The sequence below is a fragment of the Deltaproteobacteria bacterium genome (assembly GCA_005879535.1).
Lineage (GTDB): Bacteria > Myxococcota > Myxococcia > Myxococcales > 40CM-4-68-19 > 40CM-4-68-19.
The window spans coordinates 202,053-214,178 of sequence record VBKI01000047.1; the positions used below are offsets into that span (position 1 = coordinate 202,053).

Genomic DNA, 12,126 nt, shown 5'->3' on the forward strand with positions numbered 1-12,126 from the left:
GCGTCGATACCGCCTCCTCCTCCGCCACCGCCACCGCCTCCGCCACCGCCTCCGCCTCCGCCTCCGCCTTCACCACCTCCACCCCCGCCCCCGCCGTCGGGCACCAAAGGAAGATCGATCTGGTACATGCACGCGCAGGTGCACGCCAGAACCAGCGCTGCCAGGAGGCAGCGGTTCATGGCGCGGCCACCACGCGCGGACGCCATGAGCGCACGTCGGCGGGCTGCAGCCCGATGCGGTCCGCTTCTTCGCGGAGCTTGCGCAGGATGTCGCGGCGGGCGCCGAGGAACGCCTCTCGCGAGACGCCATTGCGCATCGACAGCTCCTCCTCCACTTCCGCGCGCAACCGCTGCGGGCAGGCCTTGAGCACATGTGTCCGCACGGTCTCGTCTGCGCCGGCGAGATAGGCGACGAGGTTCGCCGGCCCGATGGCCAGCGCCGCCGTGGAGAGCAGATCGAGCGGCGCCGAAGCCAGGGAGGACTCGGTCATCAGGCCCGGCAACGCGCGGCTGTCGCCTTCCCGGCGCAGCTTCTCCAACAAGGCGTCCTGCTCCTCGCGCGAGAGCGAATCCAGCATGTCCGCGAGAGCGCGATCCGCGGCGCTCGGTCCGGCGTGCAGGTCGGCGATCCGTGCACGCAGCTCGTCGGCCGCCGCGAGCGCGTACCCGGCGCTGACCTCCGGCTTTCGTGCCCAGGTGAGCGCGATCTCCTGCCGCTGCGCGGCGGGAAGCTCCCGCAGCGCAGCGGCCCGCAGGTGCGCCGGCGCGAGCCTGAGCGCGACCTCCTGCGCGCCGGGCGACAATCCTCGCCAGGCCGCCAGGAATGCCTCGGGGCGCACGCCCTCGAGGAACGCGAACGCGTCCGCTTCGCCGGCTCGCGAAAGCCGCGTGGCGAGCGTGCGTCCTTCCAGCGCCTGCAAGGTGGTGGCGCGCAGGGCGGGATCCAGCGGCTTTGCGACCTCGGATGCGAGCGCCTTCAGCGCCGGCGCGAGGGCGCCGTCGCCGCGGAGGTCCTCGAGCAGGAACTCGCCCAGCTCGCGGACCCAGCGCGCGACCAGGGCGTGCTCTCCCTTGCCCAACGCTTCCCGGACCACGGCGTTGCGGAGCGCTCGATCGTCGACGAGCTGCTTCTCCAGCTTCCGCGCCCGCATGGCGGGGAATGCGTCGTCGCGTTGCGCCTCGGGCGAGGATTCCGGCGCCCCCTCGAGGAGGGGCAGATCCGCATACGCCGGCTCCGGCGGCCTGCGCGCGGCGAAGTAGAAGAGGCCACCCAGCACCAGCAGCACGCCGCCGAGCAAGATCGCGATGGCGAGGACGGGCGCCGAGTCGATCAACTTGTCGAGAATGCGCGAGGATGTCGGCGCCGCCGCGGCGAGCTCTGGCTTCTGCTCCGGCTCGGACGCCTTCTCCGGCGGGGTCTGCGGCTGCGGGTCCACGTAGGGTGGCGGGTTCCGCGGCGGGAAGCTCACCTGCGAGACCTGCACCGTCGCCGGCACCCCCGCGGCCGACAGCTTCTGCCCGATCAGCGCGCGCATGCGCGACCGGAAGGCGGAGGGGAGCCGCTGGTCGACGAGGATGTTCGCGCTCACCGAGCGCAGAACCGGGACCGTCCGCGCGCCCGGGGTGTCGAATCCGGGAGTGCGCTCACCGCCCGCGTCCTCTTCGTCGACGCGCGCGGCGACGGACAGCACCACGCATTGCTCCGGACAGAGCGTCCGGAGCAGGTCGGTGGCGTCCGCCCGAGCGCGCTCCTCGGCCTCGTGCTGCAGTGTCGCGCCAGCAAGGGGCGCAGCCGCGATCGCCGCTGCAATCAGGAGGAACATGATCTACTCCACCCGGATGAGGACACGCCGGTTCGAGGCCCTGCGCTGCTCCACGTCCTGCTCGGCCGCCGGGGAGAGCGGCCGCGTGTCGGCGTAAGCGCGCGCGCTCATCCGGTCGCGCGCGACTCCGCTCGTTTGCAGCGCCTGCAGCACGTTGATCGCGCGCTGCGACGACAGCTCCCAGTTCGAATGGAACGACGAGGTGTTGATCGGCACGTCGTCGGTGTGGCCCTCGATGGTGACTGGCCGTCCGGGCAGCTCGCGCAAGAGACGCGCAATCTCGCCGATCGCCGGCTGCGCCTCTTCGCGCAGCCTGGCGCTGCCGGAGTCGAAGAACAGCGCGTCGCGGAACTCGATCCCGAGGCCTTCCGCGTCGTCGCGGGTTCGCACCTTGTCTTTCAGCTCCGGGGTCCGGGCAATGAGCGCATCGACCTTGTCGCGCAGGTCCTCGAGCGGCGCCTGGTGGGTTCCGGTGAGCGCCGCGGCAATCCGCTCGAACTGCGCCCGCTTCATCGGAACGGAGGCAATGATGAGGACGAAGAATCCGACCAGGAGGGTGAGCATGTCGGCGTAGCTGATCAGCCACAGCTCGTCCTGCGCGCTCTCTTCCTGCAGCTCGCGGGTATCGATTGCCATGCGCTACCCGAGGGCCACTTCGACGCGCGGGGCGCTGCCGGAGCCGTCGTCGCCGAACAGGGCCCGCACGTCAGCCAATGGCTTTCCTTCTCCGACGAGAATCAGCGCGCGCGACAGCAGCCGTGCCTCCTCCAGCGTGACCACCGCGTGCACGTGCACGAGCCGCGCGAGAGGCTGATACACGCCATTCGCCAGCACCAACCCGTACAAGGTGCAGAGCAGGGCGAGAGCCATCGAAGGACCGAGATGGTCGAAGTTGCGCAGATCCTTGAGCAGCGTGATCAGCCCCAGGGTGGTACCGACGAGGCCGACCGCAGGGGAGACGCGGGCCAGGGAAGTCAGCACGTCCTCGCTCCGCTTCATCACCGAAGCAAGTACCGTGCTGGCCGTCGCCGCGGTGCGCTCGATGTCGTCGGGCGAGTATTGCTTGACGACGAGCGGCGCGAGCTGACGCAAGAGCTCGTGCTGTGCGCCCTCGGCGATGGCCAGCGCCTCCGCCGGCCGGCCACGCCGCACTCCCGCCGCGAACCGTGAGAGCTCGTCGTGGAGGATGGCCCGGGAGCGGACCGCGGAAAAGCGCATCGCCTTCCAGATCGTGCGCGTGCAGACCGCCATCTCCTCCAGCTTGTGCGAGATGAGCGAGATGAACAGCGGACCGACGCAGAGCAGGAGGAGCGCGGGACGGTAGATCAGTCCCGAGAAGGCCGCCTCCCGCTGCTCCAGAAGGACCGTGGCGGCGAGCACCGCGGCAAACCCCAACATTCCGACCGCGACGTGCATCACTCCTCCTTCAGCGCGCGGAGCGCTTCGGCAACCGTGGTGTCGGACGGATCGATCTCCAGCGACTTCTTCCAGGCCTCGCGCGCGAGGGCCGCCTTCCCCAGTTTCTGGTAGAGCGATCCCTTCATCGCCAACAGGCGCGCGTCCTTCGGGTATTGCTGCTCGAGATCGACCACCTCGATCAGCGCCAGCTCGTAGCGGTGGGCGGAATACATCTCGGAGAGCTTGGCGAGAGTCGCCAGATAGCTCCTCGATCGGCCCTCGGGCGGCGTCTTGCCCGCGAGCATCTCCTGGTCCGCAGCGGTCGGCGTCTCGATTCCCTGGCCGAGCGGAATGCGGACCTCGTAGCCACCGGTGCTCTCGGGCAGCTCGACTTCCCAGACGCGGCCACGGTCCACCAGCCGCAGCATGTAGCGCTGGGAGGACTGGGTCGGCACGGCAGGGGAAACGAGCTTCTGCGGCGGCGGCACGGGCTTCGGTGTGGCGGCGCCGGCGACGGTGGTGGGCGCTGCCGCCGCAGGCCGCGGGGCGACCTTCGCCGGGTCGTCGGAGCCGACGGCATAGCGATCCACGCCGGTGATCTTCGATCCCTGGGCATTGCCGGCAGACGCTTCGCCGACGGATTGCCCGGTGGCGAGCGGCCGCCGCATCTCCTCCGGAATCACGAGCCGCTTCATCGGCTCCGAAGCGCAGCCGAGCAGAAGACAGGCGGACGCGGCGAGTCTCAGTTCCATAGGAACCCCAATCCCACTTCGGGGCTGAAGCCGCCGTACTGCTCGGCCGCACTGCCGACCGTGAACGGCACCATGTAGCGGAGCGCCCCGTGCAGCCCGATCCGCGTCCCGACCTGCCAGCGCATGGTTGCGCCGAGCAGGGCGGTATTCGCCCCGTTGCCGGTCACGAAGACGCCCCCGTCGACGCCAAACCAGAACTCGGACAGATACACGTTGCCCCGCCCGGCACGGCCCTGGAACATCATCCCGAGGATGCCCGCTCCGAGGTGGTTGGGACTGAAGAAACCCGCCGCCGTCAGGCCGGCTTCCCATTCCTTGTCGCCGCCGAATCGCTCCGTCAGGCGGTACCGGCCGATGCCGCCCCAGAATGCGCCGCTCTTCGCGTCGACCATCATCATTCCGAGCTCGATGGCAGCCGTGTAGCGCGGTCGCTGGTTGAGCTTGTCCTCCAGCTCCTTCAGCCGTTCCTCGCGCGTTTGCGCGCGGTCGGCGCCCCGGTAGAGCATCGCCCGATCCGCATCCATGCGGTATCCCTCGGCGAACGCAATCGACGAGTCCTCGGCGCGCACCACCTCCACGTCCATGGAAAGGGACGCGGGCTCCTCGCGCATGGTCAGGGCGACGTCGAGGAACGTGCGCGCGCCATACTTCTTCGCGACGTCGCGCGCCTGCTCGCGCGTGGTGACGCCGCGGCTCACCACCCATTCGCCCCCCTCCACGCGGCTGCGCGTCGCATCGCATTCCGCGCAGCGCACCAGCGCCAGGTTCGCGGCCTTGAACACGGCCGCGGCCAGCCGGGCCTCGAAGATGTGCGCATATTCCGGGTTCATGTTGGCGGAGACGCGCACGCGATCGAGCAGTACCGGACTGATCTTCGCCGCTCCCAGACGCGCGATGTCGACGGAGAACTCGTCGAGCATCTCGTCGACGATGTCGTCGGCCCTCACGTCGTGGCCGGGAGTGACCATCGTCCCCTCGACGCGGTTCGGGTGGGCCGCTTCTGCCTTCTTGCGCGCATGGATCGCCGCCGCCGCGGGCAATTCGCCCTGCGGTTCCTGCGATGGCGCCACCGCCTGCGCGAAGAGAAATGCGAGCGCGATCATGGTGGACCTCGGGCTTCGAACCAGTCGTGGAGAGCTCCATCCGGACCGGGAATGGCAAGCAGCGAGGCCGGCTCCGGGAGATCGAGGAGCACGGCGGGCTCCGGCGGAGGCTCGGGTGTGCGCACGACGTCGATCCGGCCGAGCGCGAGCCTTTGCTCGCCCTCGTCCGGCGCCGGCTGCAGCGAGGTGACGAGCGCTTCGATCTGCGCCGCATCCCTCGTGGGCAGCCGCTCGCGCAGCCAGGCGAGCTGCGACTTCAGCGCGTCGCGGTGGGTACCGCCCTCGGCTTCCCTCAGCACGATCGCGTGCGCCAGCTGCAGCGCGGCCGAGTCGCGCGACTCGCGCTCGGCGACCCGCAGCCGCTGCGTGAAGAGCCGCTCGAGCGCCGCCTGCGTTTCCTTCACCTCTCCGGAGGCCCAGCCGATCTCGCCGGCGAGCGCCAATCCTTGCGCGCGCCAGCGCGGGTCGCTTGCCGTTTGCAGCTGGAGCGCCGCATCGCGCGCGGTCTGGAGGTTTCCGGCGGCGAGCGCTCGTTGGGCCAGCTCCGTCCAGGCGGCGTCCCGCCCGGCGACGCCGATGAAGGGCTCGAGCCGCGCCGGATCCGCCGGCTGACGGGCGAGGGCGGACATCGCCAGCGCGCGGATCGCCTCCTGCCCCTTGCCCTTGCCGGGCAGCGATCGGGCGCGGGCGAGCACCTCCAGCATCTCCTTGTCGCGCCCCATGCTTTGCAGCGCGACGGCCCGCGCCCAGAGGATTGCGCGGACCATCTCCGCGCGGGTGGCGTCCGCCGGGAGCTCGATGGATGCGGTGAGGTCGACGACTTCCTCGTATCGACGCTGTCGCAAGAGCTCCGCCGATGCCCGCGTCACCACCGCCAATTGCGGCCACTCCGCAACGAGCGGGAGCCAGCCCTCCGGTGGATCGAGCTTCGCTTCCAGGCGCAGGAATTGCGTCGCGCGCCGCAAGCTCGGGTGCAGCCGCTGGACCTCGACGGCGGCGGCACCCTCCGTCGACCCCTTGCGCCAGAGCAGGATTGCGCGCTCGTAGGCAGCCCGCGCGGCGGGCTCGGGAGGCAGCGCCTTGACCAGCTCCGGAGTGAGCAGGGGCAAGGGCCCTGCGCCCTTGGCGGCCTTCCTGCAGTTCGATGGCACGGGACCGACGCGCAGCACTTCGCCGGGCCAGCGCTCTTCCTCGTCGGGCCAGAGCAGCGCGTTCCGTGCGTCCGGATTCCAGACCGTCCGCCGGAAGAAGTCGTCACGGAGCACGTCCGACCAGATCGTGTCGGGCGCTCCGCGGCGCGCCTCTTCCACGCGCACCATCGCGCGGAGCGGGTCCGGCTCGGCGAGCTTGTCCAGCGGATCGCAGCTGACGAGCCGCAGGAGGTCCGCGAAGAGCTCGCGCTGCTCGCCGGTCCGGTTCTCCTGCAGCTCGCGGTGGAGCGCGCCGAGGTCCCGTTCCCAGAAGGCGTCGAGAAATGGGGTGAGAAGGAGGAGGACCGCGATCACAGCCAACCTCCGACCGTGAGTACCGGCAAGAATCCAACCGCGAACACCGACGAGCTGCGATGCTCGAGCGAGCCGACCACGGTCAGATCGAGCTGGCCGTAGAGGCGGTCGCGCAGGCGCGCGACCAATCCGACGAACCCGCAAGCGGCCGGGGTGAGGGCCCGGTCGGTGAGAAGCGTTCCCAGATCGCCGCCGCCCTGCACGTCGAAGTGCACGACGGAGCCGCCCAGGGCGACCTTTCCGTAGGTGAACGAGTGCCGCCAGCCCGCTGCGACCAGCGACACCGGCTTGTGGGCGTCAGGGACGAGCCCGGTACTGTTCACGACTTGCGACCCCGAAGACCCGAGCCAGGAGGCGAACAGGGCGGCGCGAATCTCGATGGCGTCGCTCTCCCGCAGATAGTAGGCGCCCGAGAAGACCGCGCCCGGGCTGTTGTAGTAATCGCCGCGCTCGAGCCAGGTCAGGCCGCCGGAAAGGAAGTAGTGGTGGTCCTTGACGAACAGCCGCGGCTCGATGCGGATCTGCTGCGCGAATGCCGCAGGCGCGATCAGCGCTGCAAGGAGAAAGGCTTTCATCCGTTCCTCACCAGGCAGCGCCGGGCTTCGTCCCACCGGGCGGGATCCGCGCCCGGTTCGTCGACATAGTAGCGATCGCAGTTCGCCGTGCAGCCCTCGACGGTCATGTCAAAGGTGGAAGTCTCGAAGAGCGACTTCGGCGTTGCGACCAGCTGCGGAACGGTAAACGTGATCGTGGGAGGATGGGCGCGATCGAGGACGTGCGCCGGTCCCACCGGCGGATAATTGGAAGCTGCTGGGTCAGGGTTCTTGCACAGCTTGAACTCCCGCGTGCTCTCCAGCTGGGAAGCAGTCAAGAGCGGGACCGGCCCGCTGCTGAGCGCCGCGGTGGTCTGCAGCGGCAGATCCGTCCTCACCGCCGTGCCGACCCGCTTCACCAGGTCGGCGTCGCCCGCGTAACTCCAGGCCACTGCGCGGTCGGCGGCGAGCTGGCCCGCCACCGGCGGATGCGAAATCGTCCAGATCAGGGCGGGTGGATCGGACAGCGACCGCGCCGCGTGCAGCGCGGCCAACGTCTCTGCGGAAGTCGGCAGGTCGACGTCATCGACGTAGACGATCACCGGACGGACGTGCGCGCCGGGAAAAGTGGTCAACGCCGAATCGAATCCCGCCCGCACCCGATCGAGATCGAGAGGCACCCGCCCCCGCTCCCGGCAATCGGGTGAGAGATCCTGCCCCGCCAGCTCGAGCTGGCGCGTTCCGGAGGAAGCGAATCCTTGCCGCACCGCCAGCAGCGTCGCCTGCCTGGCCCAATCGCAGCCGGTAGTGTCCTCGAAGAAGAGATCGAGAATGGCGATCCAGACCACGGGTTCTTCGATGGCCGCGGATGTGTACGTCGCCGACGTCGTGAACAGTCGTGGCGGATTCGGGTCGACGAAATGAACCTCGCCGCATCCTGCAAGCAGGAGCGCGAAGAAAGCGGCGCGCATGCCGAACACGCTAGTCGGACGTCGGCCCCCCATTGCCGGCCACAGGACTACGATCGACCACGGCTCGACTGTTCCGCGCGGCTGTCCTGTTCAATACTTATCAGCGAATGCCGCGAACGATATCAAATCAAATCATCACGCATTGCGCGATTTCGACCGCCTCCGTCAATCCTCGATCTCGACCGACGAGCCCCCCGACGTCGCGACCCTTGCCTTCGCTCCGCCACGCACGTGCAGCTCCGATCCGCCGGAGAGGCTCCCGCGGATGCGGCCGTTCGCCCGCAGGTCGCCCTCCGAACCGCCGCTGGCCTGCAGGTCGACGTCCTTCACGGAGAGATCCCGTCCATGCAGACGCGTGCCGCCGGATATCTGCAAATCCAGGCTGTCCGCGCGGCCCTGGACGTCCAGCTGCGCGCCGCCGGATCCGTGCACCGACAGACGGGCTGTGTCGATTCCGCGCGCGCGGATCTCGCTTCCGCCGCTGACCTCGATCGCGCTCTCGTCGGCACGGGTGAAGGTGGCGCGGACGATCGCGCCGCCGCTGGCGCCGATGGCGCGGAGGTCCGGCGTCTGGATGGTCACGGTCACCCGGCTCTCACCCTTCCAGCGGGAGTGCGGCTTGAATCCGATGTGCAGCGCCCCGTCCTCCACGCGCGTCTCCACCAGGTCGAGGACGTCGTCCTTGGCCTCGACGCGGACCGGCCTGCGCGGACCGATCTCGACGGTCGCCCGGATTCCCGAAGCCACGTTGACGGCGTTGAAATCGGGGACATTGCGTTCCTCCGCGCGGGCGAGAGCGGCGGTGGAAGAGAGCGAGACGACAGCGAGAGCGAGAGCGCAGCGCGGCATGGGGGCCTCCGTCGCAGTGGTGATCCTGGGCGCGATCCGGTTTCAACGGCACCTCCAAGACCGTATTTCGTCGCCCTGATTCGGTCACGCGGCCGATGCCGGCGAGCGGGACGCGCTGATATCTGCCGATCTCGTGCGCCCCATCCTGGCCATCGCCGCCTTCGCTGCCGGTCTTCCAAGTCTCCGCTGCGATCCGGGATGCCGGAACGATGCTTGCGGCGGACCCCACCGCGGCGCCGCGTCACCGACGGCCGCCTTGCACGGCGTGGCGCCCGGCGGACGCATCGGCGGCACCATCGCGCTGAGCGCGGACGCGGACGACGACGTCGGAGTCGTCTCCGTCGATTTCGCGGTCGACGGCCGGGCCTTCGCCACGGCCCGGCAGCCGCCCTGGAGCGTGACCTGGAGCTCCTTCGCCGCCGATAACGGCGCGCACACGCTTACGGCCATTGCCTACGACGGGGAGGGCAACTCGGGCGCCTCGGCTCCCGTCGCAATCACCGTCCTCAACGCGGTGGGTGCCTCCGTCAGCGCCCATACCGCGCTCGGCCTTCCCGGCGCCGCGTCCAGCAGCGTGGAGAGCGTAACCGCTTATCTCTCGGTCAAGCCGCAGTACGTCGTCTCCTACGACGGCTCACGCAGGGTCCCGAACTGGGTGAGCTGGGAGCTGAACGCGCAGTGGCTCGGATCGGTCGCGCGGCAGAACGACTTCCGAACGGACGATACGTTTCCGGAAGAGATTCCGCAGGCGCAGCTCTGGGACTATGCAGGAAGCGGGTGGGACCGCGGCCATGTCTGTCCGTCGGAAGACCGGACGGCCACGGTGTCCGACAACCGCAGCACGTTCTATCTGACGAACGTCGTCCCACAGGCCGACGCCGCGAACGGAGGGCCCTGGGCGCGCCTCGAAGCGTACCTGCGTCAGCTCGCGGAGTCGGGAAAGGAGATCGCCGTCGTGGCCGGCGGGCTGTTCGGCCAGCCGCAGAGGACCATCGGCGCCGGCGCCGTCGCCGTTCCATCGGCGACGTTCAAGGTGGCGGTGGTGCTGGACAGACCGGGGCAGGGCATCGCCGAGGTGAGCGAGCAGACGCGCGTGATCTCCGTGCTGGTTCCGAACGACGCGACAGTCTCGAGGTCAGCCGACTGGCGTTCCTTCCGCGTGAGCGCCCGGGACGTGGAGAACGCCACCGGGTTCACGCTGTTCGCGGACGTGCCGCACGAGGTCCGCGAGGTGCTGCTCGATCGGATCGACCGGGAACCCTAGCAGGGGCACGCCACCGCGGCGTGCCCCTGCGCGGGCAATGCATTTAGAACAGGCCCGCGAACTGGTACCCGACACCAGCGGAGACCATCATCAGGTCGCCGAAGTTGCCGAAGTCGTGCGAGTGCAGGTTCACGCGCGCGTTCCACTGCTTCATCTGCCAGCCGAGGCCGATGCCGCCGCCGAACTTGACGTCGTTCGAGCTGCCGGACGTGCCGCCGCTGGAGACGCTCGACATCAGGTCGAACATGCCAATCTCGGCGGCCCCGAAGATGCCCTGGTGATCCGGCATCAGGTAGTACTTCGCCCCGAGCAGGACGGGGACCGAGTGCACGTGCACGTCCGTGCCAGCAACCGGGCTCTTGTCGAGCTGGTAGTTGAACCCGATGCGGGCCGTGGCGGCCAGTTGCTCGATGATCGGGTACTCCGCGGTCAGCAGCACGCCGCCGCCAACGCCGTTCACGTCAGCGTAGTTGCCGATGGGAAGACCAAACGAACCATCGATGCCGAGGAGCAACTTGTCGGCGTGGCTGCCGGAGACGGACGTCGAGCGACGCGAGCTCTCCGCACGCGCCGAGACGGACAGACAAAGAACGAGGGCTGCTGCAATCGTGATCAGTTTCTTCATTTCCATGCTCTCCTGGAGCGAGACCCGGCGCACCGTGCGCCCGTGCGATCGCTCGGTTGGTTGTCGAGAGAGTACGGGCACATGGATAGGGGGTTTCAACGCGTGCAAGTGCTCCGCGCGGAGCGTTTTTCGCCTGCTCTCACACCTGATCCGCGCGTCGCGATATCGTCTTCGCGGTGGCCCTCGCGTTCGTCACGCATTCCGACTGTCTCCTGCACGAGATGGGCGAGGGACACCCCGAGCGGCCGGAGCGTCTCGCGGCGATCGAGGACAAACTGATTACGTCACGTCTGGATTACGTCATCTCGCGCCACGAGGCGCCGCTCGCGACGCGCGAGCAGCTCCTGCGCGTGCACGACCGCGCCTATCTGGATTCGCTCGAGCAGATCGCTCCGTTCGCGGGAATGGTGCAGATCGATCCCGACACCGCAATGAATCCGCACACGCTGCGAGCTGCGCTGCGCGCCGCGGGAGCCGCCGTCCTGGCCACGGACCTGGTGATCTCCGGCGCAGCGGAAGCCGCCTTCTGTGCGGTGCGCCCTCCGGGTCACCACGCGGAGCGCGCCCGTGCGATGGGGTTCTGCTTCTTCAACAACGTGGCCGTCGGCGCGGCGCACGCGCTGGAATCGCACGGTCTCTCCCGCGTCGCCATCGCCGACTTCGACGTCCATCACGGCAACGGCACCGAGGACATGTTCCGCGACGATCCGCGCGTGCTCATGGTCTCGACCTTCGAGCACCCGTTCTATCCAGGGAGCGGACTCGAGGGCCGCTCGGAGCGGATGGTCAACGTGCCGTTGCCGGCGGGCGCCGGCAGCCGCGAGTTTCGCGCCGCCGTCGAGCAGGAGTGGCTTCCTGCGCTGGAAAGCTTCCAGCCGCAGATGCTGTTCGTCTCGGCCGGCTTCGACGCGCATCGCGACGACGGTATGGCGTTCTTGCGCTTCGTCGAGCCGGACTACTCCTGGGTCACCGCCCATCTCAGGCGTGTCGCCGAGGCTTGCGCCGGCGGGCGGATCGTCTCGCTGCTGGAAGGCGGGTACGATCTCGACGTGCTCGGCCGGTGCGTCGCCGTGCACCTTCAGGAATTGATCGGGTAGGCCGGCGTGGCGCCTCTGTGGCGCCACCGTGTTTCGCCGGCGCAAATGGCCCTCCGGCCGTCCAGCGCCCAACCCGCATTGGCACGTTCGGTGCTCCAGGAAGCGCGCAAGGAGGGTACGAAAATGCAGAAGCTGCGCGAGTGGGGGTTCCCGGTCATGTTGATCGCTGCCTGGATGGTCGCGGCCGCGTATACGGTTTCGCTTTTG

At 69.1% G+C, this 12,126-nt stretch carries 12 protein-coding genes; 2 read left to right on the forward strand and 10 right to left on the reverse strand.

Features of this window, described 5'->3' with window-relative positions:
- Positions 1-175 precede the first annotated feature (175 nt).
- The 9 genes from E6J58_04570 to E6J58_04610 form a co-directional block, all read right to left on the reverse strand.
- A complete protein-coding gene (locus E6J58_04570; protein TMB40977.1) occupies positions 176-1,822 on the reverse strand; it encodes a hypothetical protein in 1,647 nt (548 codons plus the stop codon).
- Between the two features lie 3 nt (positions 1,823-1,825).
- Entirely contained in the window at positions 1,826-2,458 is a 633-nt protein-coding gene (locus E6J58_04575) for a hypothetical protein (GenBank protein TMB40978.1), read from the reverse strand.
- 3 nt (positions 2,459-2,461) lie between these two features.
- A complete protein-coding gene (locus tag E6J58_04580) occupies positions 2,462-3,238 on the reverse strand; it encodes a hypothetical protein (GenBank protein ID TMB40979.1) in 777 nt (258 codons plus the stop codon).
- Positions 3,238-3,915 (reverse strand): hypothetical protein, encoded by a 678-nt coding sequence (locus E6J58_04585; GenBank protein TMB40980.1) that lies wholly within the window; start codon positions 3,913-3,915, stop codon positions 3,238-3,240. Before E6J58_04585 ends, E6J58_04580 begins: the two co-directional genes overlap by 1 nt.
- A 47-nt stretch (positions 3,916-3,962) precedes the next feature.
- Complete coding sequence (locus E6J58_04590; GenBank protein ID TMB40981.1) at positions 3,963-5,075, reverse strand: hypothetical protein; 1,113 nt, start codon at positions 5,073-5,075, stop codon at positions 3,963-3,965.
- Positions 5,072-6,580, reverse strand: coding sequence for a hypothetical protein (locus E6J58_04595; GenBank protein ID TMB40982.1), 1,509 nt, complete (start codon positions 6,578-6,580; stop codon positions 5,072-5,074). The genes E6J58_04590 and E6J58_04595 overlap by 4 nt, the downstream gene beginning before the upstream one ends.
- Positions 6,577-7,155 (reverse strand): hypothetical protein, encoded by a 579-nt coding sequence (locus E6J58_04600; GenBank protein TMB40983.1) that lies wholly within the window; start codon positions 7,153-7,155, stop codon positions 6,577-6,579. Before E6J58_04600 ends, E6J58_04595 begins: the two co-directional genes overlap by 4 nt.
- Positions 7,152-8,084, reverse strand: a complete 933-nt coding sequence (locus tag E6J58_04605; protein ID TMB40984.1) for a hypothetical protein — start codon at positions 8,082-8,084, stop codon at positions 7,152-7,154. Before E6J58_04605 ends, E6J58_04600 begins: the two co-directional genes overlap by 4 nt.
- A gap of 165 nt (positions 8,085-8,249) precedes the next feature.
- Positions 8,250-8,933, reverse strand: a complete 684-nt coding sequence (locus E6J58_04610) for a DUF2807 domain-containing protein (protein ID TMB40985.1) — start codon at positions 8,931-8,933, stop codon at positions 8,250-8,252.
- 115 nt (positions 8,934-9,048) lie between these two features.
- Between E6J58_04610 and E6J58_04615 the strand changes: the two genes are divergently transcribed.
- Entirely contained in the window at positions 9,049-10,197 is a 1,149-nt protein-coding gene (locus E6J58_04615) for a DNA/RNA non-specific endonuclease (GenBank protein TMB40986.1), read from the forward strand.
- A gap of 43 nt (positions 10,198-10,240) precedes the next feature.
- Here E6J58_04615 and E6J58_04620 read toward each other — a convergent pair whose 3' ends face one another.
- Positions 10,241-10,822, reverse strand: coding sequence for a porin family protein (locus E6J58_04620; GenBank protein TMB40987.1), 582 nt, complete (start codon positions 10,820-10,822; stop codon positions 10,241-10,243).
- 176 nt (positions 10,823-10,998) lie between these two features.
- On the opposite strand from E6J58_04620, the gene E6J58_04625 reads away from it, so the two are divergent.
- Positions 10,999-11,919, forward strand: coding sequence for a histone deacetylase family protein (locus E6J58_04625; GenBank protein ID TMB40988.1), 921 nt, complete (start codon positions 10,999-11,001; stop codon positions 11,917-11,919).
- The last annotated feature ends 207 nt before the right edge of the window (positions 11,920-12,126 follow it).